Source organism: Butyricicoccus intestinisimiae (genome assembly GCF_018918345.1).
Lineage (GTDB): Bacteria > Bacillota > Clostridia > Oscillospirales > Butyricicoccaceae > Butyricicoccus_A > Butyricicoccus_A intestinisimiae.
Genome location: NZ_JAHLQI010000002.1, coordinates 289,206 through 312,284, shown reverse-complemented (window position 1 = coordinate 312,284; position 23,079 = coordinate 289,206). Strand labels below are relative to the sequence as shown.

Annotated in this window: 32 protein-coding genes and 3 tRNA genes; all 35 read left to right on the top strand. The window is 56.1% G+C overall.

The window, feature by feature from the left end; genetic code table 11:
- Positions 1 to 58 precede the first annotated feature (58 nt).
- The 35 genes from argS to rplR all read left to right on the top strand — a co-directional run bounded on the left by argS (position 59) and on the right by rplR (position 23,076).
- On the top strand, positions 59 to 1,747 hold the full coding sequence (gene argS / locus KQI75_RS04970; protein ID WP_216469625.1) for an arginine--tRNA ligase: 1,689 nt from the start codon (positions 59 to 61) through the stop codon (positions 1,745 to 1,747).
- 29 nt (positions 1,748 to 1,776) lie between these two features.
- Positions 1,777 to 2,811 (top strand): hypothetical protein, encoded by a 1,035-nt coding sequence (locus KQI75_RS04965; protein WP_216469624.1) that lies wholly within the window; start codon positions 1,777 to 1,779, stop codon positions 2,809 to 2,811.
- Positions 2,812 to 2,875: 64 nt separating this feature from the next.
- Positions 2,876 to 3,841: a 50S ribosomal protein L11 methyltransferase gene (gene prmA / locus KQI75_RS04960; RefSeq protein ID WP_216469623.1), complete on the top strand. Its 966-nt coding sequence runs from the start codon at positions 2,876 to 2,878 to the stop codon at positions 3,839 to 3,841.
- Between the two features lie 34 nt (positions 3,842 to 3,875).
- Positions 3,876 to 4,916: a transglutaminase domain-containing protein gene (locus tag KQI75_RS04955; RefSeq protein ID WP_216469622.1), complete on the top strand. Its 1,041-nt coding sequence runs from the start codon at positions 3,876 to 3,878 to the stop codon at positions 4,914 to 4,916.
- A gap of 168 nt (positions 4,917 to 5,084) precedes the next feature.
- Positions 5,085 to 5,161, top strand: a tRNA-Met gene (locus tag KQI75_RS04950).
- A gap of 4 nt (positions 5,162 to 5,165) precedes the next feature.
- Positions 5,166 to 5,240: transfer RNA gene (locus KQI75_RS04945), tRNA-Glu, on the top strand.
- A gap of 2 nt (positions 5,241 to 5,242) precedes the next feature.
- A tRNA-Val gene (locus KQI75_RS04940) sits at positions 5,243 to 5,318 on the top strand.
- A 68-nt stretch (positions 5,319 to 5,386) separates the two neighbouring features.
- Positions 5,387 to 5,890 (top strand): DUF6921 family protein, encoded by a 504-nt coding sequence (locus KQI75_RS04935; RefSeq protein WP_216469621.1) that lies wholly within the window; start codon positions 5,387 to 5,389, stop codon positions 5,888 to 5,890.
- On the top strand, positions 5,887 to 6,417 hold the full coding sequence (locus tag KQI75_RS04930; RefSeq protein WP_216469620.1) for a pilus assembly protein PilX: 531 nt from the start codon (positions 5,887 to 5,889) through the stop codon (positions 6,415 to 6,417). The genes KQI75_RS04935 and KQI75_RS04930 overlap by 4 nt, the downstream gene beginning before the upstream one ends.
- Entirely contained in the window at positions 6,414 to 7,946 is a 1,533-nt protein-coding gene (locus KQI75_RS04925; RefSeq protein WP_216469619.1) for an FAD-binding protein, read from the top strand. The genes KQI75_RS04930 and KQI75_RS04925 overlap by 4 nt, the downstream gene beginning before the upstream one ends.
- The gene (locus KQI75_RS04920) at positions 7,943 to 8,644 is read left to right on the top strand and encodes a succinate dehydrogenase/fumarate reductase iron-sulfur subunit (RefSeq protein WP_216469618.1); all 702 of its coding nucleotides are present in this window, start codon (positions 7,943 to 7,945) and stop codon (positions 8,642 to 8,644) included. Before KQI75_RS04925 ends, KQI75_RS04920 begins: the two co-directional genes overlap by 4 nt.
- A 132-nt stretch (positions 8,645 to 8,776) precedes the next feature.
- The gene (locus tag KQI75_RS04915) at positions 8,777 to 11,116 is read left to right on the top strand and encodes a SpoIIE family protein phosphatase (protein WP_216469617.1); all 2,340 of its coding nucleotides are present in this window, start codon (positions 8,777 to 8,779) and stop codon (positions 11,114 to 11,116) included.
- 77 nt (positions 11,117 to 11,193) lie between these two features.
- Positions 11,194 to 11,469, top strand: a complete 276-nt coding sequence (locus KQI75_RS04910) for a hypothetical protein (protein ID WP_216469616.1) — start codon at positions 11,194 to 11,196, stop codon at positions 11,467 to 11,469.
- A gap of 53 nt (positions 11,470 to 11,522) precedes the next feature.
- Positions 11,523 to 12,008 carry a DedA family protein gene (locus KQI75_RS04905; RefSeq protein WP_216469615.1) on the top strand — a complete coding sequence of 162 codons (486 nt, stop codon included), beginning with the start codon at positions 11,523 to 11,525 and terminating at the stop codon, positions 12,006 to 12,008.
- A gap of 118 nt (positions 12,009 to 12,126) precedes the next feature.
- Positions 12,127 to 13,104: a tRNA dihydrouridine synthase DusB gene (gene dusB, locus KQI75_RS04900; protein WP_216469614.1), complete on the top strand. Its 978-nt coding sequence runs from the start codon at positions 12,127 to 12,129 to the stop codon at positions 13,102 to 13,104.
- 3 nt (positions 13,105 to 13,107) lie between these two features.
- Positions 13,108 to 14,367 (top strand): sigma factor-like helix-turn-helix DNA-binding protein, encoded by a 1,260-nt coding sequence (locus KQI75_RS04895; RefSeq protein ID WP_216469613.1) that lies wholly within the window; start codon positions 13,108 to 13,110, stop codon positions 14,365 to 14,367.
- Positions 14,368 to 14,546: 179 nt separating this feature from the next.
- Positions 14,547 to 14,771 (top strand): hypothetical protein, encoded by a 225-nt coding sequence (locus KQI75_RS04890; protein ID WP_216469612.1) that lies wholly within the window; start codon positions 14,547 to 14,549, stop codon positions 14,769 to 14,771.
- Positions 14,772 to 14,851: 80 nt separating this feature from the next.
- Positions 14,852 to 15,163, top strand: coding sequence for a 30S ribosomal protein S10 (gene rpsJ, locus KQI75_RS04885; protein ID WP_216469611.1), 312 nt, complete (start codon positions 14,852 to 14,854; stop codon positions 15,161 to 15,163).
- Between the two features lie 137 nt (positions 15,164 to 15,300).
- Positions 15,301 to 15,936: a 50S ribosomal protein L3 gene (rplC, locus tag KQI75_RS04880; RefSeq protein WP_216469610.1), complete on the top strand. Its 636-nt coding sequence runs from the start codon at positions 15,301 to 15,303 to the stop codon at positions 15,934 to 15,936.
- 23 nt (positions 15,937 to 15,959) lie between these two features.
- Positions 15,960 to 16,583, top strand: coding sequence for a 50S ribosomal protein L4 (gene rplD, locus KQI75_RS04875; protein WP_216469609.1), 624 nt, complete (start codon positions 15,960 to 15,962; stop codon positions 16,581 to 16,583).
- The gene (gene rplW / locus KQI75_RS04870) at positions 16,583 to 16,876 is read left to right on the top strand and encodes a 50S ribosomal protein L23 (protein ID WP_216469608.1); all 294 of its coding nucleotides are present in this window, start codon (positions 16,583 to 16,585) and stop codon (positions 16,874 to 16,876) included. Before rplD ends, rplW begins: the two co-directional genes overlap by 1 nt.
- A gap of 66 nt (positions 16,877 to 16,942) precedes the next feature.
- The gene (gene rplB, locus KQI75_RS04865) at positions 16,943 to 17,776 is read left to right on the top strand and encodes a 50S ribosomal protein L2 (protein ID WP_216469607.1); all 834 of its coding nucleotides are present in this window, start codon (positions 16,943 to 16,945) and stop codon (positions 17,774 to 17,776) included.
- Positions 17,777 to 17,791: 15 nt separating this feature from the next.
- Positions 17,792 to 18,073, top strand: coding sequence for a 30S ribosomal protein S19 (gene rpsS / locus KQI75_RS04860; protein WP_087022556.1), 282 nt, complete (start codon positions 17,792 to 17,794; stop codon positions 18,071 to 18,073).
- A 23-nt stretch (positions 18,074 to 18,096) separates the two neighbouring features.
- The gene (gene rplV / locus KQI75_RS04855; RefSeq protein WP_216469606.1) at positions 18,097 to 18,432 is read left to right on the top strand and encodes a 50S ribosomal protein L22; all 336 of its coding nucleotides are present in this window, start codon (positions 18,097 to 18,099) and stop codon (positions 18,430 to 18,432) included.
- A 14-nt stretch (positions 18,433 to 18,446) separates the two neighbouring features.
- On the top strand, positions 18,447 to 19,217 hold the full coding sequence (rpsC, locus tag KQI75_RS04850) for a 30S ribosomal protein S3 (RefSeq protein WP_216469605.1): 771 nt from the start codon (positions 18,447 to 18,449) through the stop codon (positions 19,215 to 19,217).
- Complete coding sequence (gene rplP, locus KQI75_RS04845) at positions 19,217 to 19,642, top strand: 50S ribosomal protein L16 (protein ID WP_216469604.1); 426 nt, start codon at positions 19,217 to 19,219, stop codon at positions 19,640 to 19,642. The genes rpsC and rplP overlap by 1 nt, the downstream gene beginning before the upstream one ends.
- Complete coding sequence (gene rpmC / locus KQI75_RS04840) at positions 19,642 to 19,842, top strand: 50S ribosomal protein L29 (RefSeq protein ID WP_216469603.1); 201 nt, start codon at positions 19,642 to 19,644, stop codon at positions 19,840 to 19,842. Before rplP ends, rpmC begins: the two co-directional genes overlap by 1 nt.
- Before the next feature lie 15 nt (positions 19,843 to 19,857).
- Positions 19,858 to 20,115, top strand: coding sequence for a 30S ribosomal protein S17 (gene rpsQ, locus KQI75_RS04835; protein WP_216469602.1), 258 nt, complete (start codon positions 19,858 to 19,860; stop codon positions 20,113 to 20,115).
- Between the two features lie 12 nt (positions 20,116 to 20,127).
- A complete protein-coding gene (gene rplN, locus KQI75_RS04830; protein ID WP_216469601.1) occupies positions 20,128 to 20,496 on the top strand; it encodes a 50S ribosomal protein L14 in 369 nt (122 codons plus the stop codon).
- Between the two features lie 15 nt (positions 20,497 to 20,511).
- A complete protein-coding gene (gene rplX / locus KQI75_RS04825; RefSeq protein ID WP_216469600.1) occupies positions 20,512 to 20,829 on the top strand; it encodes a 50S ribosomal protein L24 in 318 nt (105 codons plus the stop codon).
- Between the two features lie 18 nt (positions 20,830 to 20,847).
- Positions 20,848 to 21,390 (top strand): 50S ribosomal protein L5, encoded by a 543-nt coding sequence (rplE, locus tag KQI75_RS04820; RefSeq protein WP_216469599.1) that lies wholly within the window; start codon positions 20,848 to 20,850, stop codon positions 21,388 to 21,390.
- A gap of 13 nt (positions 21,391 to 21,403) precedes the next feature.
- Positions 21,404 to 21,589, top strand: coding sequence for a type Z 30S ribosomal protein S14 (locus KQI75_RS04815; RefSeq protein WP_216469598.1), 186 nt, complete (start codon positions 21,404 to 21,406; stop codon positions 21,587 to 21,589).
- 157 nt (positions 21,590 to 21,746) lie between these two features.
- The gene (gene rpsH / locus KQI75_RS04810) at positions 21,747 to 22,139 is read left to right on the top strand and encodes a 30S ribosomal protein S8 (protein WP_216469597.1); all 393 of its coding nucleotides are present in this window, start codon (positions 21,747 to 21,749) and stop codon (positions 22,137 to 22,139) included.
- A gap of 15 nt (positions 22,140 to 22,154) precedes the next feature.
- The gene (gene rplF / locus KQI75_RS04805) at positions 22,155 to 22,700 is read left to right on the top strand and encodes a 50S ribosomal protein L6 (RefSeq protein ID WP_216469596.1); all 546 of its coding nucleotides are present in this window, start codon (positions 22,155 to 22,157) and stop codon (positions 22,698 to 22,700) included.
- A 16-nt stretch (positions 22,701 to 22,716) separates the two neighbouring features.
- Positions 22,717 to 23,076 (top strand): 50S ribosomal protein L18, encoded by a 360-nt coding sequence (gene rplR, locus KQI75_RS04800; RefSeq protein ID WP_216469595.1) that lies wholly within the window; start codon positions 22,717 to 22,719, stop codon positions 23,074 to 23,076.
- Positions 23,077 to 23,079: the final 3 nt, after the last annotated feature.

The following is a 23,079-nucleotide window of genomic DNA, read 5'->3' as shown; positions in this document are numbered from 1 at the left end:
CGGGCGCTTTTTAGGCGCCTTGAATAGGATAGAAACCAAACAAGAAAGGCACGATGATATGAATTTAATCGAACAGGCAAAGAAGCAGGCAGCACAGGCTGTCCTGAACGCATATCACGCAGCAGTGCAGGCTGGCGAGCTTCCGGAAGCAGAGGTTCCGGCTGTTGCTGTTGAGATTCCGAAGGACACCAAAAACGGCGACTATGCATCCTCTTTTGCCATGCAGTGCGCGCGTCCGCTGCACATGGCTCCGCGCAAGATCGCAGAGAGCATCACCGCACACATCTCACTGGATGACAGCTACTTTGAAGAAATTTCCATCGCAGGCCCGGGATTTTTGAATTTCCGCCTCGGCAAGAAGTGGTATGCAGATGCCATTGCGCTGGTTGCACAGATGGGCAAGGACTACGGCAAGACCAAGGCTGAGCATCCGGAAAAGATCATGGTAGAGTTCGTTTCCGCCAATCCGACCGGTCCGATGCACATGGGCAACGCCCGCGGCGGCGTACTCGGCGACTGTCTGGCAGAGGTTCTGACTTGGGCGGGCAACGATGTCACCCGTGAGTTCTATATCAACGACGCAGGCAATCAGGTGGATAAGTTCGCGCACTCCGTAGAGGGCCGCTATATTCAGCAGCTCAAGGGAGAGGACGCCATCGAATTTGATGCGAGCTGGTATCAGGGCGCGGACATCAAGGAGCTGGCTGCCGATCTGATTCAGATGCACGGCGACAAGCTGCTGGAGATGTCTGGCGAGGAGCGCCGCAAGGTCATCGTAGAATATGGCCTGCCGACCAACATCGCGCGGATGCAGCGCGATTTGGAGCGATATAAGATTCATTATGACGTATGGTTCCGAGAGAGCGGCCTGCATTCCTCTGGTTATGTCGAAGAGACCGTCAAGATGCTGGCTGACAAGGGCGCAACTTACGAAAAGGAAGGCGCTCTGTGGCTGCGTTCCACCGATTTCGGTTGCGAAAAGGATGACGTGCTGCGCCGTGCAAATGGTTTCTATACCTATTTTGCGGCAGACATCGCATATCATAGAAATAAGTTCGAGAAGCGCGGCTTTGACCGTGTCATCAATATCTGGGGCGCAGACCATCACGGTCATGTACACCGTCTCCAGAGCGCGCTGGATGCGCTGGGTCTGGACGGCAGCCACCGTCTGGAAATCGTGCTCATGCAGCTGGTTCGCATGATGCAGGGCGGCGAAGTGGTTCGTATGTCCAAGCGTACCGGCAAGAGCCTGACGCTGAGCGACCTGCTGGATGAGATTCCGGTAGATGCAGCGCGCTACTTCTTCAACTCCCGTGCCGCAGAGACTCAGATGGAATTTGATCTGGATTTGGCTGTCAAGCAGGACAGTGACAACCCGCTGTACTACTGCCAGTATGCGCATGCGCGTATTTGCAGCCTGCTGCGCAAGATGGAGGAAGAAGGCGTGACAGTGCCGGAACAGGCAGACATGACGGTTCTGAGCGAAGAAGAAGAGCTGGCACTGGTCAAGCAGATCAGCCTGCTGCCGGAGGAAATTATCGGCGCAGCAGCCGACCGCGATCCGTCCCGCCTGAACAAGTACGCAGTTGCCCTGTGTGCGCAGTTCCATCGCTTCTACAATGCGTGCCGCATCAAGGAAGCGGAGGACGAAGTGCGTGACGCACGTTTGGTTCTGTGCCGCGCAGCGCGCCAGACCATCTATAATGTACTGACAATGATTGGTGTAGAAGCACCGGAGCATATGTAAATCGCCTGATACGGGCAGAAGGAGAGAACATGGAACCCGTTCCTTTATGTAGTGGGGAAGTTATCGTAACAGTAGAACATCCGGCACAGATGATGTCTGTGGACTGGAACACCTGCCGCGCCAACGCGATTGTCGTGCCGGATGCGATGAGCATTCCGGCGGTCAAGAGCCACGCGGGCGGCAGACCCGTCGGCATGCTCATCAATGCGGACGGCTGGAATCCGGAGGAGGACATCGGCGCAGAATGGCCGTCGGAACGTCTGATCGGACGATTCAAAAACATCGTCAGCCGCGCGACACACGAAGAAGCCGATTTTATCTATCTGCGCATGCGGCAGAATCTGCATGTCTTGCGCGCCGCTGTGCTGGCGGTGACAGACCAGTGCGGTCTGGGCATTCTGGCAGAGATTCCGGTCGATGAGGACAGGCGCACCGCGGACGATTCCTCGGCACTCGCCGTGATGGGCATTTTGCAGCGCATCGGCGTGGCGGGCATCATTCTCGCCGGAGAACCGGCGGACGTCGACGACGTCATTGAAGAGCTGGCGCCGTATGCGAATATCGCACTCGGCGTGTCTGTTGAGCCGCACGAGCTGGATCAGATGCAGCATCTGGAAAGCGTGGAATTTTATCACACGAGCGAGGAAGATGACATCGAGCGCATTTTGCGCCGCGTGCCGACCTGCGACGGCGCCAATGAGCCGGCGGCAGATGAGGATTATATCCTCGCGCCGGTGGGAGAACACGTGCATTTTGTCGATGCGACCATTGACATTTCCGACCCGATTGATTTGGAAGATCATTTTGGGGAGACGCTGCTGGATCTCGAAGATCAGTGGTCCGGCGCGCTCAAGCTGGAAATCAGCACGTCGTATGATGTGCATTTGCTCGCCGAAAATCAGGTGATGCTCAATCGTCCGGTCTGTCTGGAGGCGGAAGATCCGGAGCTGCTGGAAGAAGCCCTGCGCGTGTTTGACGGTATCGCGCTGTATGATGGAACGTGGGAGCTGGACGAAAATACGTTGGAGTATTTTTGCCGGCATTATGGCATGGTATCTTTGTAAGATATGTGAAAGCGCAGATGGGGGCTTTCCCTGTCTGCGCTTTTTAGAAATCAGGAGGAATCATATGAATAACTGGACAGAAGTGACGATCTGGACATCGACGGCAGGCATCGACGCCGTGACCGGCATGCTGATGGATCTGGGCATAGATGGCTTTGTCATTGAGGATTCGCAGGATTTTGAGGATTTTCTGCATGACACCGAGATATACTGGGACTATGTGGATGAAAAGCTGTCGCAGGAGAAAAAAGACGCGGAGACCAACGTAAAGATTTACGTGGAGGACAGTCCGGCGGGCGCAGAGATGCTCGCGCAGGTCAATGCCGGTCTGGCTGAGCTGCGTGCCCGCGACACGGAGAAGGCATTCGGCCGCTGTGTGACGGAACTGGCTTCTATCCGTCAGGAGGACTGGGAAAACAACTGGAAGCAGTATTTCAAGCCGTTCCGCGTCGGCGAGACCTTCCTCATCAAGCCGTCTTGGGAGCAGTGCGAGCCGGAAGAGGGACGCAGAATTTTGGAGATTGACCCGTCATCCAGCTTTGGCACGGGCACGCACAACACGACACAGCTGTGCATCTGCGAGCTGGAGCGTCTGGTAAAGTCGGGAGACCGCCTGCTGGATATGGGCTGCGGCAGCGGCATTTTGTCCGTGGCGGCGCATATGCTCGGCGCGGAGGATGTGACCGCTGTGGATATTGACCCGAATGCCGTGCGCATTGCGGCGGAAAACGCAGAGAAGAATGGTTTTGCGCTGCATACCGGTGTCGGCGATGTCATTGGCGATGCAGAGCTGTCTGCGCGCATTGGCGGAGACTATGATATTATCGTTGCAAATATCGTGGCGGACGTCATCATGGGCATGCAGGACATTCTCAAGAGCAAGCTCAAGCGCGAAGGCACGCTGATTGTATCCGGTATCATCGCGCCGCGCGCAGATGAGGTACAGGCGTCGCTGCTCGGCGCAGGCTTTGTGCTGGATCGCCGCGATCAGTCCGGCGATTGGGTTGCGATGACGCTGCATCAGGCGTAATATATTCATAGATAAAATCGGGAGGGCAGAGACGATGCGAAAGAAACTCATCAAATGGAGTGTGGTGGTGTGCATGGTCGCTGCCCTTCTGCTGTTTTTGCGCTGGAAGCTGCCGGCAAAGCAGGATGTTTCCCTCGCGGAAACCAGCTTGGCGGCGGCGGATGACCTCGCGGTGTCGTATCGGGATGGGCAAAACAGCCTGATGTTCCGCAGCAAGGACATTTCTGAACAGGAGGTCTATCATCTGCTGCAGGCGGGAGAGCCGTATTTGTCCAATTTGGAGACAGAGACCTATCAAAACGGCGCACTGCGGCTGACATGGAACATTCCGAGCAGGCAGGAGCAGGATGACGGACTCGAAGCCGCACGCAAGCTGGGCGCGCAGGCCGTACAGGGACAGATTACCATTACCGGCAAATTGCAGGCGATACACGATGCCTTGATTCGCGGGTGTGTGTACACGGAAAACGGCGAGCTGCGCACGCAGATGGCGGCGGGAGCCGTGCAGGACAAAAAAGCCGTGTGCGCGGGCTATGCGCGCGCCTTTCAGGCGATGTGCGACGGCGCCGGTCTGGATGTGTATTATGTGGAGGACGATGACATGACGCACGCGTGGAACGCGGTGCGCCTGTACGGGACGACGTATTTTATCGACTGCACCTATGACGATCCGGTGCCGGACGGCGGGGAAAAGGTCTGTCAAAGCTACTTTATGCTGACCGCAGATGAGATGAAGCAGACACACACTTGGAATGCGGAATTGTATGAGGATTATCTGGACAGCCGTTATCCGGAAAATTTTGCGTATATCCAGCGGATGCAGGATTTGCAGCTGGCGGATGCTGGACTGCGCGCCGGTGATTGTGATAAAAATGCATCATCTGGGGAGATCACGCAGCTCAACAAGCTGCTGGACACAACTGTTGCGGACAGCGAAGAAAAAATTTCCCGCGGCGAGCTGTATAAAAAGGGATATCAGGCGCTCAGCGAGGAAGTGGATGGAGAAAAACGCATTGAACGGCTCATTAACAATTACACCGTTCCAATGCTTGTGGCGCGTAAAATGGGCTTTTAGGGCGAAAAAATGCAACTTTTTTGTAGTATAAAAAAGATACAAGAAAAAACATAAAATTTTTTAAAAAAAGTGTTGACATTTGGCGCTCCAGGCTATATAATAAACATCGTCATCTGGCAAGAGCAACGACGAAAGAGAAACAACAAGCCAGAGTACAAAATATAGTATGGCGGTATAGCTTAGTTGGCTAGAGCGTCCGGTTCATACCCGGAAGGTCATTGGTTCAAGTCCAATTACCGCTACCACTATGGCCCGTTGGTCAAGCGGTTAAGACACCGCCCTTTCACGGCGGTAACACGAGTTCGATTCTCGTACGGGTCACCAATGGAAGTTTAGCTCAGCTGGGAGAGCATCTGCCTTACAAGCAGAGGGTCACAGGTTCGAGCCCTGTAACTTCCACCAAGTAAAAAAGCACTCCAGATTTGGAGTGCTTTTTTGTTTTTTCTGAGAAAAAACAAAAGGAGGACGGCATGAAGGAAAGTTCGACAAGAAAGCGGCGGTTTGCGATTGCAGCCGTGCTGGTGCTTGTCCTGTTTGCACTGGGACGGTTTTTGCAGCACCCGCCGTCTGCGATGGATGTTTTGTCCGGTGCAACCAAAAGGACGCAGACCGCGGAGCTTGCGGATGCCTATGCGCTGGGCATGCCGCAGGATATGGAGCGCGGGGAGCAGGAGGCGGTAGCTGCGCTTGCTGCCGGTCAGGAGACACAGGACAGCTTGCCGGATTCGGTGCTGCTCACGGTGTCTGAGCAGGATGAGGCGGCACAGAAATACGCGCGCAAGCTGGCGCGCGCGCTGGAACGCAACGGTACGGATTGCCGCGTACAGACGCAATCGGATGCGATGCTGCGCGCATTTGCCAAAGAGGGAAAATTGCAGCTGTTTTTGATTGCACGCGATCAAATTGGACGCAAGCAGACACAGGCATATACCGTACGGGAACTGACACGGGAAGAAATGGAGGCGGTTCGGTGAGAAAGCTCAATACGATTGTGTCGGTCTTGCTGATAGTCGTGTTTTTGCTGCATGGCGTGCTGAGTAGCTTTATGCTACTGGGCGTGGGCCAGACCGGCGGAAAGATGCTCGCGCATATCGGCATGCTGCTGCTTTTTCTGCATCTGTGCATCGGGGTTCGTCTGACGATTCAGACGGTTCGGACCAAACAGGGCTTCGCGTACAGCAAACAAAACGCGCTGTTCTGGACGCGCAGAGCCAGCGGCTTGGCGATTTTGATTCTTGTTTTCTTTCACATGGGCGCGTTTGGCAGCGTGGAGGACGGACTGTATATTCTGACGCCGTTTACAACCGTGAAGCTGCTCACGCAGCTGCTGCTGATTGCGGCGCTGTTTGTACATATCTTCGTCAATGTGCGTCCGCTGCTGGTTTCTCTGGGCGTCATTACATATAAAGAGCGGCGCGGCGATTTGTTTTTGATGTTATCCATCCTGCTGTTGTTTATGGCGGGATCTGTCGTAGTGTACTATATTAGGTGGCATGTATGAAAAAGACATTGTTGATTGTTGGCGCGGGGCTTGCCGGGCTGTCTGCGGCTTGGACGGCGGCGGAGCAGGGACAGCAGGCGATTTTGGTGTCTGCGCAGCCGTCGGAACGGGCGCAGTCGGTCATGGCGGAGGGCGGCATCAATGCGGCGCTGGACACCAAGGGAGAAGGCGACACGCCGCAGCAGCATGAGGCGGATACCCTGCGCGCTGCGTGCGGTTTGGCAAATCCGCAGGCGGTGCATGGACTGACGCAGGCGGCGCCGTCGCTCGTCCGGCAGCTGGATGCGCTCGGCGTGCAGTTTAACCGCACCGAACAGAATGACATAGACGTGCGCGCGTTTGGCGGACAGAAAAACAAGCGCACGGCATTTGCACAGAGCGATACCGGCAAACAACTGGTTACCGCGATGATTGACGCGGTGCGCCGCTGGGAAGTCAAAAAAAGCGTTGCGCGGCTGGATCACCATGTCTTTGAAACCCTGCTGCTGGATGGAAACACCTGCGGCGGCTGCGTGGTGCGCGATACCTATACCGGCGAACACATGCCGATTCAGGTGGATGCCGTCATCATGGCGTGCGGCGGCATGCACGGATTGTTTGGCGATACGACGGGTTCTCTTGCCAATACCGGCGAGGCGGTCGCGGAGTTGTTTCGATTGGGCGTACCGCTTGCCAACGCCGAGATGATACAGTATCATCCGACGACGGCGAAGCGCGGCGGCAGACGGCTGCTCATCAGTGAGGCGGCGCGCGGCGAGGGCGGCAGATTATACGCGCTGCGCGACGGAAAACCGTGGTATTTTATGGAAGAACGCTATCCGGAGCTGGGCAATCTGATGCCGCGCGATGTGACTGCGCGGGAAATTTGGCGCGTGCGGCAGCAGATGCTGGTTTATTTGGATATGACGCAACTGTCCGGCGAGGTGTTTGCACACAGACTGTCCGGTCTGCGCGAGGATTGCATCACGTATTTGGGATTGGATCCGAAAAAACAGCCGATTCCGGTCGAGCCAGGCATTCATTATTTTATGGGCGGCTTGCGCGTCGATGCACAGCACCGCACGAGCGTGCGCAATTTGTATGCGGCGGGAGAGTGCTGTGCGCAGTATCACGGAGCCAATCGCTTGGGCGGCAATTCACTGCTCGGCGCGATTTACGGCGGAAAAATTGCCGCCCAGACGGCGCTGGCAGAGGCGGACGGCAGTGCGCATACCTGTCAAATCACACAGGCAGGAACACAGACGCCGCTGCAGGAACAGCAGGTTCTGCACCGTGCGCTGCTGGATGGGCTGGGTGTTGTGCGCACGCAGGAGAGCATGGAACGAGCCCTGCACACGGTACAATCGCTGTCCGGCAATCTGGCGCTGCTGGGACAGGCGGTTCTGCGCAGTGCACTTGCACGCAGAGAGAGCCGCGGGGCACAGTTCCGCGCGGATTATCCCGAGACAGAACACAAATACTGTGCGGCGGCGGTGGCGCACTATCAGCAGGGAAATCTTTCTATCACGTGGGGTGATGTGACGATATGACGTATGAAATTCAAATCAGACGGCAGAACAGCGCACAGGACGCGGTGTACTGGCAGACATTTTGCTGTGAGAGCGACGGCAATGCCTCGGTTGCGGATGCCCTGCGCGCGCTGAATGCGCGGACGCCGCTGCTGGATGCAGCAGGGACACCGGCGCAGCCGATTGGCTGGGAATGCAGCTGTCTGGTGCGCAAATGCGGTGCCTGCGCGATGCGCATCAACGGGGTGCCGCGTCTGGCGTGTTCCGTGTTTTTGCGCGACATCAAAAGCGGCAGGCTGCTGCTTGAACCGCTGCGCAAATTCCCGCTTGTGCGCGACTTGATTGTGGATCGGCGCGTGATGTTTGACCGGCTCAAAGAGATGCAGGTGTGGCTGGACGGCGAGGCGGATAAGCATCCGCGCACGCACGCCGCGCGGTATCAGTCGGCGCGGTGCTTGCAGTGCGGCTGCTGCTTGGAGATTTGCCCGAACTTTTGTGCCGAGCAGCCGTTCGGCGGGGCGGCAGCGGCGGTAAATGCGTTTCGTGTGCTGGATCAGGAAACAAATGCGGCGCATAAGCGGGAGCTGATGCAACAGTATCGCGCGAGCTATTATGAGGGCTGCGGCAAGTCGCTGGCGTGTCAGGATATTTGTCCGGCAGGCATTCCGGTAGAGGAGCTGCTGGTGCGCTCGAATGCCGCGGCGGTTTGGAGACGATAACAGCATAGAAAACAGCGGCATGCGTGCCGCTGTTTTTTTGTGCCGGAAAGCGTATTTGTGCCCGCAGCTTCGACGGACTTTTTGGCTGCGCTTGGATATACTGGGAACATGAAACAGGAGGCGCGAATACATATGCTCGAAAAACAGAAACAACAAAAACGAACAGGAAGTATGCAGACCCGAAAGCGCGGCGTGTCCGCGCTGTATGTCATCGGGGCGGCGCTGCTGTCCTGCGCACATATTACAGGTGTCGGCGCGCCGTTTGGCGTGGCATTTGCCGCGGCGGCGTGTCGGGCAGGATATGGATTTGGCGCCGTGCTCGGCACGTTTGCGGGCTATCTGCTGTCTATGCAGGGCGCAGAGGGCGTACCGTATGCGGGCGCGGCGCTCATGACGCTGGCGGCGGCGACGATTTTTTTTGGCACACGCCTTCTGTCGGCGCGGTGGTTCTTTCCGATCATGGCTGCGGTATCCGTCGCGGCAACAGGGGCGGTATTTGCCTTTGCGGACGGTGTGGAGTGGCACAAAGCGCTGTTGTTTGCGTGCCGCGTTGTGCTGGCAGGCGGCACGGCGTATTTTTATGAGGCTGCCTTGGACACCACGCGCGGACGGCCGCAGGTGGTGCGGTTTGGCGGCATGCTGATTTTGACGGCGACGCTGCTCATGGCGGCGTATCCGTTTACCGTGGCAGATCTCGTTTGTCCGGCGCGCATCGCGGGCATTTTTGTGGTGATGGCAATTGGTTATATGGGCGGATTTTCGTACGGCGCCGCCAGCGGCGTCGGCATTGGCGTGGCGATGGACGCGGCGGGCGGTGTCGGGCTGTATTATGCGGGCGTCTATGCAGTCGCCGGTATGGCTGCGGGATTTTTCTCGCGCGGCGGACGCGTGGTGTTTGCGGCGGCGTTTGTCCTGACGCATGCGGCGGTGCATCTGCTGGGCGGTCAGGCGGCGTATTTGTCGGGCATATATGAATGCTTTGTCGCATCCGTGTGCTTTGTCCTGCTGCCGGAGAGCGTGTGGGAGGAATGGAAAGACCGCCTGCTGCCGATGGATCCCAAGCCGACGGATTATGCGGCGCGCGTCAGCCGGTTGGCGAATCACTATGCGTCGGTGGCATCAGACGCCTTTTCAGAGATGTATCAGGCGATGGCAAACAGCGGCAAGGTGCGCAAAGAAGAAAATGACCTCGGCGCGGTGTTTGACCGGACGGCGGATCGGGTGTGCCGCCGCTGCTCGGCACGGGAAAATTGCTGGGAGCGGGACAAGCTGGCGACGCTGCGCACGCTGGATTCCATCTCCGGACCGCTTTTGCGAACCGGACACATCAGCAGCGGCGATTTTCCGGGGCATTTTGCGGCGCAATGCCTGCGATTTTCGGATTTTGTGCTTGCGCTCAATGAGGGCATGGACGCGCTGTTTCAGCGCAGACAGACGCAGAAGAAAAATGAGGCGGGAAGAAAGCTGATTGCACAGCAGTATGCCGGTGTGACTGGGATTCTCAAACAGGTGGGAGAGAGCATGCGCAGTGGCACGGAGATTCTTCCGGCGCAGGAAAAGGAGCTGCGGACATACGCAGAGGCATTTGGCCGCGTGCGGACGGTCGCCGCGTGGAAGGATCGGCGCGGCCGGCTGCATCTGGAGCTGACGGGCGAGTGTGTGCAGCGCATTTTGCGCAGTCAGGAGGGCTTTACGTCCGGTTTGGGCGCGCTCATGCATGTCACGCTGACAAAACCCGAAACGCAGTATGATTCCGGAGGCATGCGGCTGATGTTCCGCGAGCAGGAGCCGTATTATATCACGGTTGGCATCGGGACGCGCACGCGGGAGGGACAGCAGATTTCCGGTGACTGCGTGCGCTATTTTACGACGGAGGAGGGCATGGCATGTGTGATTTTGTCGGACGGCATGGGCTCCGGAGAACAGGCGCGGGAGGAATCCGAGAGCACCGTGCGCATGGCGGAGCGATTTTTGCGCGCGGGAATTTCGGCGGCGGACTGTGTGCGCACCATCGGACCGGCGCTCAAGCTGCGCACGCAGGGAAAGAAGTTTGTGACGCTGGACATCAGCACGATTGATTTGTTTACCGGTGAGGCGGTGTCCGTCAAATGCGGCGCGGCGCCCAGCTTTGTGCGCGCCGCAGACGGCGATGACAGTGTGCGCGTGCGGCGCATTTTGTCCAGCACGCTTCCGGCGGGGCTGGAAGAAGCCGGAGATATGGACGTGACACAGTTCCGGATGGGCAGTCAGGACGCGCTGGTGCTGCTCAGCGACGGCATTGTAGATGCGGACGGCAGCAATGCGGGCTGGGTAGAGGAATTGCTGGCGGACAGCGTGAAGCTGTCTGCGCGGGAGCTGGCGGCGCGCCTTGTGCTCGAAGGCTCTGCGCGCGGCGCACCGGATGACATGAGCGCAGTGGTTGTGTATCTCGGCAAGAGAGCACAGCGGGAGATGCAAGAAGCAGGGGGATGATTCCGCCTGCTTTTTTGCGTGTGTGAATAGAATGTAAAACTGTCGGCGAGCGCTTGCATCTGTCGGAAAAAGAGACTATGATAATTCCAGAAGAGAACGGAAAGGAGTATGCAATGCTGATGCACATTGCGCCGCTGTTGGCGCTGACACCGGAAATCAAACAGGAACTATATCCCATTCTGCTGTTCTTGGGCATGTTTGCCGTTGTGTTCGGACTGGGCGGCACGCTGGTTCGCCGCCTGCCGCGCAAGCCGGGCTCTATGCTGGATGAAATTCTCAGCGAGAAATGGGAGGACGAGCAAGAGGACGAGCGAGAAAACGCAGACGAGCAGCATACACAAGAGAAAGAATAAGATACCGCGAAACCCGCATCGAAAGTGAGGTCAGGGGAACCGTGGATGTCAATATGATTATGGACTGGATCGCCAAATACGGCGCCGTTGTTTTTTTGGTCATTACCTGCCTGGAGGCGATGAACTGCCCCGGCATGCCGGCGGGCGTTGTGCTGCCTGCGGCGGGAATCTATGCCGCGAGCGGAAAGATATCCCTGCTTTTTGTCATTTTTCTGACGGTAATCGGCGGTATGGCGGGAACTGCGGCGATGTATTATATCGGCCGGCTGGGCGGACATTCGCTCATGCACTGGCTCAAGGCGCGCGGTCCGAAAATCAAAAACGGCTGTGAGCGGTGTGAGGAATATTTACAGCACAGAAGCTTTGTGAAAATTTTTATCGGGCGGATGCTGCCGGTGGTGCGGACGCTGCTGCCGCTTCCCGCCGGTGTCTGTGAGGTAGAGCCTGTCTCATTTCTCAGCGCCAGCGCGCTGGGCATTCTGTGCTATAACGCGGCGTTCGTCAGCGCGGGCTATTTTCTGGGACACGCCCTGATATGACTGACAATGAATCCGAGGTCTTCCGGTTTGCGGGAGACCTTTTTGCTTGTCAAATTTGCGAAACAATGCTACACTGATACTAAATATATCTGATAGAACAAATAGCAGGAGAAATTATATGACAGGGTTTTGTATTGGACAGGTGAACATTGACGGACGGTTTATCATGGCGCCGATGGCAGGTGTGACGGATCGGGCGTTTCGGCAGATTTGTCGGGAGTGCGGCGCGGCGGCAACCATCAGTGAGATGATCTCCACACAGGCCCTGCTGTTTCAGGACAAAAAGACGCGGGAGCTGCTGTCGCTGGCACCGGCGGAAAAGCCGGGCTGGGTGCAGATTTTCGGCAGCAATCCGGCGTATATGGCGGACGGTGCCAAAAAAGCACTGGACATTTCCGGTGCGCAGCTGCTTGACATCAATATGGGCTGTCCGGCACCGAAGATTGTCAAGGGCGGTGACGGCAGTGCGCTGATGTGCCAGCCTAAGCTGGCGGAAGAAATTATCCGCGCTGTGGTGCAGGCCGTCGATGTGCCGGTGACCGTCAAATTCCGCAAGGGCTGGGATGCAGACAGCCAGAATTATTTGGATTTCGCCAAGATGGCGGAGGCGGCGGGCGCGGCAGCCATCACGCTGCACGGGCGCACGCGGGCGCAGATGTATGCCGGCAAAGCGGATTGGGATGCCATTGCACAGGTCAAGCGCGCTGTGTCGATTCCGGTCATTGCCAACGGTGATGTGGACAGCGCACAAAAGGCAATGGATATTTTGCAGGCAACCGGCGCGGATGCCGTCATGATTGGCCGCGGCGCGCTGGGCAATCCGTGGCTGTTCGGTCAGTGCAATGCGCTGCTGGCGGGCGAAGACATTCCGCCGCTGCCGCCGCTGCGCGAGCGGCTGGAAACCGCACGCAGACAAATTGTTCTGGCGGCGGAACAAAAGGGAGAACACATTGCCATGTTGCAGGCGCGCAAGCACATCGCGTGGTATCTCAAGGGCGTGCGCGGAACCAAAAAGCTCAAGGCGGGCATTTCCGAGCTGAACTCGTTTGAAGAACTGGATGCCATGCTGACAGAGGCGGCAAAACTGGAGGGGTAAAGCATGTTTGACGAAAATAGTCTGGTAGAACGCGTGCTCAGCGGGGATGAGGATGCGTTCGCTCGGCTGGTTGCTCGGTTGGAACCTCGCGTCTATCAGTATGCGCTGCGCTATTTGGGAGAAGAACAGGAGGCGCGGCAGGCAACCATTGAGACGTTTAATCAGGTGTACCGCAAGCTGCATCGCAACATGGAGCTGCGCCTGTCTATCTGGACGCTGCGCCTTGCGGCGGATGTCTGTGCGGACATTCAAAAGCGCAAGCGCGGCGGCAAAAGCTCCATGGCGGTCTTTCGTCTGCGCGAGATTCCGCACGGAAAGCGCGGGAAAAAACAGGCGGCGATGGATTTGGACGCTGCCATTCAGAGCCAGCTGCTGCGCCTGACCCGTCAGCAGCGCGAGGTGCTGCTGCTGCGCGATTTGATCGGATTGAGCGATGCGGAAACCGGACAGGTGCTCAAGCTGGATGTCAGCGGCGTGCGCCTGCGCATTTCGCGCGCGCGCCGCAATCTGCGCGAACTGCTTGTGCGGCAGGGCGCCCTGCCGCAGCCGGAAAAGCACGGAGAGGGCAAGGACTGCCCGCATTTCCAGGAGCTGTGCAGCCAATATGTGGACGAGTGCATTGAAGATGCAGACAAGGCGGCGCTGCTCGACCACATTCAGGAGTGCTCGCGCTGTGCGGCATATCTCAACGACCTGACGCTGATCGGCAGAGAGCTGCTGCATATGGAAGAAGAACAGGCGCCGGAAGGGCTGCGCGACGAGGTTGTCAAAAGTGCCGTTCGGCAGCAGAGAGAACGAGCAGGTCTGCGCGCGCTGGGTCTGCGCATTCCGATTGTGGCGCTGGCGTGCTTCGCGGCGATTTTTGCCGTACTGGTGTGCTCGGGCGTGCTGGGCGGTCTGTTTGTCAACACGACCAGACAAGAAACCAAGATGCAGAGCAGCGGCGCGCACGATACAAGTGTGCTGTCGGAGGATTTGAGATTGCCGGACGCCGTAACCGACATGAGCTATTCCTATGTGATTGCGGCGGCGGGCAATGCCGGTCTGCCGGAGCTTTCCGCCTCCGCGGAGCTCATCGCGGCGGAGGACGGTATGGAGTACTACCGCGTGGACGGCGGATTGGAAATCATGCAGAAGCTCGCCGAGGGCATGGAATCGGTCGGATATGAACTGGAATCCGTCAGCAATGACCAGCTGGTGATTACGCCGACGGCGTCGCAGGGGCTGTTTATCGTCATTCGGCAGGCGAAAGAGGACGAATAATGGGCGAAAATCCGGCATTTGCCGGATGATTCGGCTCGCTTTGGAAGAAAAGCACAAGCGCCTGCGCAAAAAGCGCAAAAAATCCGTCAAAAAGACGTGGATTTTCGTGGGATATTTTCTTGACTTTGCGGGCAAAATGTTATAACATATAAAAGCACTCGCAAGAAGGCGAGTGAGCGATGATGCTGGAGATTGCTGCTCAGGCAGGTAACTTCAGCGGAGTAAGTCCGACAATCGGGCGGTTGAGACAACTGCGAACTACCACCGGTATGTTCCTGTGTAAGCTCGGGACTGCCAGCGCACGCGCTGACAAGCCGACAGCCGGAACCACTGCGGTGAAATCCAAAGCCGGATTGCATAACTACACGACTGTTTTGCCCGGTTTTTCTTATGCCCAAACGTGATACACACGGAAGGGTTGCAGTTTCTCTCCGAACGCGAGGACACATTTTTATAATGTAGTGTTCGAGGAGGAAAACACACAATGGCTAACGCAGAGAAAATCAGAATCAGACTGAAAGCTTATGACCACTCGCTGATCGATCAGGCATCTGAGAAGATCGTAGAAGCTGCAAAGCGTACCAACGCTAAGGTTTCTGGCCCGATCCCGCTGCCGACCGAGCGCGAAGTCGTTACCATTCTTCGTGCAGTGCACAAGTACAAAGACAGCCGTGAGCAGTTCGAGCGCCGCACCCACAAGAGACTGATCGACATCACCGGCGCAGGCAAGAACACCGTAGAGACTCTCATGACTCTGGACCTGCCGGCTGGCGTAGAGATCGAAATCAAGCTTTAAGGAAACCACTGGACAGCCATCCAATGTGGGCTGATTCAGAAATTCCAACCATCGCCTAAGCCGCACATAGAGCGGCAAGGTCAAGTTGGTGGGCGGAAACCGCGCATCAACCAATAACCTACAAGGAGGAAACAAACATGCAAAAGGCAATCATCGGCAAGAAAATTGGCATGACCCAGATTTTCGATGCTGACGGCAAGGTAATTCCGGTTACCGTAATCGAAGCTGGCCCGTGCTCTGTCACTCAGATCAAGACTGAGGAGAAGGAAGGCTACAACGCAGTACAGCTCGGTTTTGCCGACGTAGCAGAGCGCAAGCTCAACAAGCCGCAGCTCGGCCACCTGAAGAAGGCTGGCGAGGCTGTAAAGAAGTACCTGAAGGAATTCCGCTTTGACGATATGTCTTCCTACAACCTGGGTGACGTACTCAAGGCTGACGTATTCGCCGAGGGCGACAGCGTAGACATCACCGGCATCAGCAAGGGTAAGGGCTACGCAGGCACCATCAAGCGTTTTGGTGCACATCGCTCCCCGATGAGCCACGGTGCTGGCCCGATGCACAGACATCAGGGTTCCATGGGCTCCTGCTCCGATCCGTCCCGTGTATTCAAGGGCAAGATCATGCCGGGCCACATGGGCGCAGAGCAGGTAACCGTACAGAATCTGGACGTTGTTAAGGTAGATCCTGAGATGAATATGATCGCAGTTCGCGGCGCCGTTCCGGGCCCGAAGGGCGGAATCGTATTCCTCAAGAACACCGTTAAGAACGCCTGAGGAAAGGGAAAGGAGGATACATCATGCCTATCGCATCCGTATTTGATATGACCGGCGCTAAGACCGGTGAGATGGAGCTGAACGCTGCAGTATTCGGTATCGAGCCGAACGAAGTAGTGCTTCACGCTGCTGTCAAGAATTATCTCGCAAACCAGAGACAGGGCACTCAGTCCACCCTGACCCGTACCGAGGTTCGCGGCGGCGGCATCAAGCCGTGGCGCCAGAAGGGCACCGGCCGTGCTCGCCAGGGTTCCATCCGCGCTCCGCAGTGGGTTCACGGCGGCGTAGCTCTGGGCCCGAAGCCGAGATCCTACAACTACTCGCTGAACAAGAAGACCAAGCGTCTGGCTCTGCTCTCCGCACTGTCCGCTAAGGCAGCTGCAGGCGAGATCATCGTAGTAGACGGCCTGGACATGGGCGAGATCAAGACCAAGACCTTCGCTGCATTCCTGAAGAATGTAGAGTCCACTGGCAAGAGCCTCGTAGTTACTCCGGAGACTCGCGTCAACGTGGTAAAGTCTGCTGCTAACATCCCGGGCGTACGCACGACCCCGGTAAGCACACTGAACGTATACGACATCCTGAATGCTGACAAGTTCATCATCGACAAGGCAGCAGTTGCAAAGCTTGAGGAGGTGTACGCATAATGAAGTCGGCTTACGATATCATTAAGAAGCCTGTCATCACAGAGCGTTCCATGTCCGGTATCGCTGAAAACAAGTACGTTTTCGAAGTACAGGGCGACGCAAACAAGGTAGAGATCAAGAAGGCAATCGAAGAAATCTTCGGTGTCAAGGTCGCTTCCGTTAACACCATCAAGCTTCCGGGCAAGTGGAAGAGAATGGGCGTTCACACCGGCAAGACCCCGGCTAAGAAGAAGGCAGTCGTAACCCTGACCGCTGACTCCAAGCAGCTGGAGATCTTCGAGGGTATGCTTTAATCCACACGAGGGAATGAAACGTGCCGAAGGGCACACGTTTGAAATCATCTAAAGGAGTTGAAAAACATGCCGATAAAGACCTATACTGCGTCCACCCCGTCTCGACGCAACATGACCGTAGTTGACTACAGCGGTCTTTCCAAGGTCAAGCCGGAAAAGAGCCTTCTGGAAAAGAAGAAGAAGCATTCCGGCCGTAACAGCTATGGCAGAATCACCGTACGTCACCAGGGCGGCGGTAACAAGCAGAAGTACAGAATCATTGACTTCAAGCGCAACAAGATGGACATCAAGGCTACCGTCCTGACCATCGAATACGACCCGAACCGTTCCGCAAACATCGCGCTGGTTCAGTACGAGGATGGCGAGAAGCGCTACATCATCGCACCGCAGGGTCTGTCTGTTGGCGACACTGTCATTTCTTCCACCGGCGCTGACATCAAGCCGGGCAACGCACTGCCGATCGAGAACATTCCGGTTGGTACCGTAATCCACAACATCGAGCTGTACCCGGGCAAGGGCGCTCAGCTGGTTCGTTCCGCTGGCGGCGCAGCTCAGCTGATGGCTAAGGAGAACGGCGTAGCTCAGGTACGTCTGCCGTCTGGCGAGTACCGTTATATCCGCCTGAACTGCATGGCTACCATCGGTGCCGTAGGCAATCAGGATTACAGCAACCAGAAGCTTGGTAAGGCTGGCAAGACCCGTCATCGCGGTGTCCGCCCGACCGTTCGTGGTTCTGTCATGAACCCGTGTGACCATCCGCACGGCGGCGGCGAGGGCAAGAGCCCTGTCGGACGTCCGGGCCCGGTTACCCCGTGGGGCAAGCCGGCTCTGGGTTACAAGACCAGAAAGACGAAGAATCGCACTGACAAGCAGATTGTCAGAAGACGCAACGGTAAGTAAGGGAGGACATGAAATATGGGCAGAAGCATTAAGAAGGGCCCTTTTGTGGCTCCTGAACTCATTAAGAGAGTAATTGCACTCAACGAAGCTGGCGAAAAGAAGGTTCTCAAGACCTGGTCTCGTGCATCGACTATTTTCCCGGAATTCGTTGGTCATACAATTGCTGTTCACGACGGCCGCAAGCACGTTCCGGTATACATCACCGAGGACATGGTTGGTCATAAGCTGGGCGAGTTCGTTCCGACCCGCACCTACAAGGGTCACGCTGGCAGCAAGACCTCCAACAACGGCAAGTAAGGCTGAAGGAGGATCATTATAAAATGGAAGCAAAAGCAATTTTGAGAAATGTTCGCATCGCTCCGCGCAAGGTAAAGGTTGTTTGTGACCTGATCCGCGGCAAGAACGCAGCGGAAGCAAATGCGATCTTACTGAACACTCCCAAGGCTGCATCTGAGCACTTATCCAAGCTCCTGAAGAGCGCTATGGCGAATGCTGAGAACAATCACAACATGGATCCGGAGAAGCTGTACGTAGATCAGGTCTTCGTATGCCCGGGCCCGATCATGAAGCGCATCCGTCCGATGTCTCATGGCCGCGCATTCCGCATCCTGAAGAGAACATCTCACATCACGCTGGTACTCAAAGAGAAGGAATAAGGAGGAGGTAGACTATGGGTCAGAAAGTTAATCCGCACGGTATTCGTGTCGGCGTAATTAAAGATTGGGATTCCCGTTGGTTTGCCAAGGACAATGAGTTTGGCGACCTCCTCGTGGAAGACTACAACATTCGTAAGTATCTGAAGAAGACCCTGTATGCTGCAGGCGTTCCGACCATCGAGATCGAGCGCAGCAACGGCAGAGTAAAGATCTTCATTTCCTGCGCTCGCCCGGGTATCGTTATCGGCAAGGGCGGCGAGGATATCGAGAAGCTCCGCAAGGAGATGGAGAAGATGCTGGGCAAGCCGGTATCTCTCAACATTATCGAGATCAAGAACCCGGACACCAACGCTCAGCTGGTAGCTGAGAACATTGCAAACCAGCTGGAGAAGCGTATCGCTTTCCGCCGTGCAATGAAGCAGTGCATGGGTCGCGCAATGCGCATGGGCGCAAAGGGCATCAAGATCAAGTGCGGCGGCCGTCTGAACGGCGCCGAGATCGCTCGCAGCGAGTCCTATCATGAGGGCACCATCCCGCTGCAGACCCTGCGTGCAGACATTGATTATGGTTTTGCTGAGGCAAACACCACCTACGGTAAGATCGGCGTTAAGGTTTGGATCTACAAGGGCGAAGTCCTGCAGGGCGGCCCGCGTCTGAACCGCAACATTGAGGCTCCGAAGCCGGCATTCGATCGCCGTGACCGCAGAGACCGCCGTGACCGCCGCGATCGCCGTGGTGGCTACCGCCGTCAGAGACAGGACAGACAGGAAGGAGGCAACCGCTAATGCTTCTCCCGAAGAGAGTAAAGTACCGCAGAGTACACAGAGGCCGCATGAAGGGCAAGGCTCTTCGCGGCAATAAGGTATCCCATGGCGAGTTTGGCCTGCAGGCAACTGAGCCGTGCTGGATCACCTCCAACCAGATCGAGGCAGCCCGTGTTGCCATGACCCGTTACACCAAGCGTGGCGGTCAGGTTTGGATTAAGATTTTCCCGGACAAGCCGGTTTCCAAGAAGCCGCTTGGCAGTCGAATGGGTTCCGGTAAGGGCGCTCCGGAGTACTGGGTAGCAGTTGTTAAGCCGGGTCGCGTAATGTTCGAGATCGCAGGCGTTTCCGAGGAAGTAGCTCGTGAGGCACTGCGTCTGGCATCCCATAAGCTGCCGATCAAGACCAAGTTCGTCAAGCGTGAAGAGAAGGCTGGTGAAGAATAATGAAGGCTAAAGAGATCAGAGAGCTGAGTGTTGAAGAGCTGGAAGTTAAGCTCACCGACCTGAAGAAGGACCTCTTCAACCTGCGTCTGCAGAATGCGACCAACCAGCTCGACAACCCGACGAGAATCGCAGAAGTTAAGCGCGATATTGCCAGAGTCAACACTATTCTCCGTGAGCATCAGCTGACGGAAAAGGCGTAAGGGAGGTAACTACAAATGGCTGATAGAACTTTCCGCAAGACAAGAGTCGGCAAGGTCGTTTCTGACAAGATGGACAAGACGATTGTCGTTGCTATCGCGGACAGCGTACAGCATCCGCTTTATAAGAAGATTATCAAGAGAACCTACAAGCTGAAGGCTCATGACGAGAACAACGAGTGCCGCGTAGGCGACACCGTTGAGGTTATGGAGACTCGCCCGCTGTCCAAGGACAAGCGTTGGAGACTTGTAGAGATCATCGAAAAGGCTAAGTAAGGAGGAGCGCACATGATTCAGCAGGAAACATTTCTCCGTGCTGCTGACAACAGCGGTGCCAAGGAACTGAAGTGCATCCGTGTTCTGGGCGGCTCCGCACGTAAGTATGGCAACATCGGTGACATCATCGTATGCTCGGTTCGCAAGTGCACACCGGGCGGCGGCGTAAAGAAGGGCCAGGTCGTTAAGGCCGTTATCGTCCGTTCCCGCAAGGGCCTGCGCCGTGCAGATGGCAGCTACATCCGTTTCGACGAGAATGCAGCAGTCATCATTCGTGAAGACAAAAACCCGCAGGGCACCCGTATCTTTGGGCCTGTGGCAAGAGAGCTGCGTGACAAGGACTTCATGAAGATCCTGTCTCTGGCTCCGGAAGTACTGTAAGGAGGTCGTCCGTTAATGAATACTCTGCATGTAAAGAAGGGCGACACCGCAGTCGTTCTTTCCGGTAAGGAAAAGGGCAAGAGTGGCAAGATCATCTCTGTAAACCCGAAGAAGGGTCAGGTAGTGATCGAGGGCGTTAACATGCTCACCACCCATGTCAAGCCGCGCCGTCAGGGCGAGACCGGCGGTATCGTTAAGCGCGAAGGCGCAATCCGTGCCTGCAAGGTAATGGCTGTTTGCCCGAAGTGCAACAAGAAGACCCGTCCGGCTCACAAGTTCCTGGAGGATGGCTCCAAGGTTCGCGTGTGCAAGCATTGCGGCGAAGCATACTAATTGAGGAGGTTGTAACAAATGCCAGTATTAAAGGATAAATATCAGGCAGAGGTTGCTCCTGCTCTGATGAAGAAGTTTGAGTACAAGAGCGTTATGCAGATCCCGAAGCTCGACAAGATCGTTATCAACGTCGGCTGCGGTGCAGAAGCAAACGGCAACTCCAAGGTACTTGACGCAATCGTTCGTGACATCACCATGATCACCGGTCAGCACGCCGTTGTAACCCGCGCAAAGAAGTCCATCGCAAACTTCCGTCTGCGTGAGGGCATGCCGGTAGGCGTTCGCGTAACGCTGCGCGGCGACCGTATGTGGGAGTTCCTGGATCGTTTCTTCAACATCGCTCTCCCGCGTGTACGTGACTTCCGTGGTATCAACCCGAACTCCTTCGACGGTCGCGGCAACTACGCAATCGGCCTGAAGGAACAGCTGATCTTCCCGGAAATCGAGTACGATCAGATCGATAAGATTCGCGGCATGGACATTGCAATTGTAACCACTGCAAACACCGACGAAGAGGCTCGTGAGCTGCTGTCTGCTCTGGGCGCTCCGTTCGCAAAGTAAGGAGGAGTAGAAAATGGCTAAGAAGTCTATGGTTCTCAAGCAGCAGGCAAAGCCGAAGTTCTCTACTCGTGCTTACAACCGCTGCAAGATTTGCGGTCGTCCGCACGCTTACCTGCGCAACTATGGCATCTGCCGTATTTGCTTCCGTGAGCTGGCTTACAAGGGCCAGATCCCGGGCGTAAAGAAGGCATCCTGGTAATTCATTTTTGTGAAAAACAGCTAACGGAGATCACAGGATCTACCGTTAACTGTTTCTCTATATCATTTCTGTAAACCCGCCCGCGGCTGAATTTATCTGTTTCAGCCCGGAAAAGTGGAGAGAATCACTCTCTAACTTCTGTAAGGAGGACAAAGTAATGCAGATCACAGATCCGATCGCGGATATGCTTACCCGCATCAGAAATGCGGGCACTGCACGCCACGCTACTGTTGATGTCCCGGCTTCCGGCATGAAGAAGGCTATTGCACAGATTCTTCTGGACGAAGGCTATATCAAGGACTTCAAGGTAATCGAGGGCGGTCAGGGCACCATCCACATCACACTGAAGTACAACAACAATGAGAAGGCAATCACCGGCCTGAAGCGCGTTTCCAAGCCGGGCCTGCGTGTATACGCAGGTGCTCAGGAGCTGCCGCAGGTACTGCGCGGCCTGGGTATTGCCATCATTTCCACATCTAAGGGCGTTATGACCGACAAGAAGGCTCGCGAGCTGAATGTCGGCGGCGAAGTCCTTGCATTTGTATGGTAAGGGGAGGTACTGAGAATGTCTAGAATTGGTAGAGCACCGATCACAGTACCGGAAGGCGTTGAGGTAAAGCTCGACGGCAACACCATCACCGTCAAGGGCAAGAACGGCACCCTGACCCGTGAGATCCATCCGGCAATGCATGTTGCTGTAGAAGGCAACACCATCACCGTATCTCGTTCGAATGACGAGAAGCAGAACCGTGCACTGCATGGTCTGTCCCGTTCCCTGATCAACAACATGGTTATTGGTGTAACCGAGGGCTTCCAGAAGGTTCTCGAGGTTAACGGCGTTGGCTACCGTGTATCCAAGTCCGGCAAGACCCTGACCATGAACCTGGGTTATTCCCATCCGGTAACGTTTGATGAGATTGACGGCATCACCATCACTGTTGAGGGTACCAACAAGATCATCATCTCTGGTCCGGATAAGCAGAAGGTCGGCCAGTTTGCAGCTGAAGTTCGTGAGAAGAGACCGCCGGAGCCGTACAAGGGCAAGGGCATCAAGTATGCTGACGAACATATCCGCCGCAAGGAAGGCAAGACCGGCGCAAAGAAGAAGTAAAGGAAGGTGTGCCTAAATGGTTTCAAAGAAAGACTCTAACAAGCAGCGTCTCAGACGCCATAAGAGAGTACGCGGCGCAGTTTCCGGTACTGCTCAGCGTCCGCGTCTCAACGTATTCAGAAGCTCTAAGAACATTTTTGCTCAGGTCATCGATGATGTCCAGGGCGTAACGCTTGCAGCTGCATCCACCACCGAGAAGGACTTCAGCGAGTATGGCGGCAACAAGGAAGCTGCACGCAAGGTCGGCAAGCTGATTGCTGAGCGTGCACTGGCTAAGGGTGTCGAGACTGTCGTATTTGACCGCGGCGGTTACGTATACCATGGCCGTGTCAAGGAACTCGCAGAAGGTGCCCGTGAGGGCGGCCTGAAGTTTTAATCG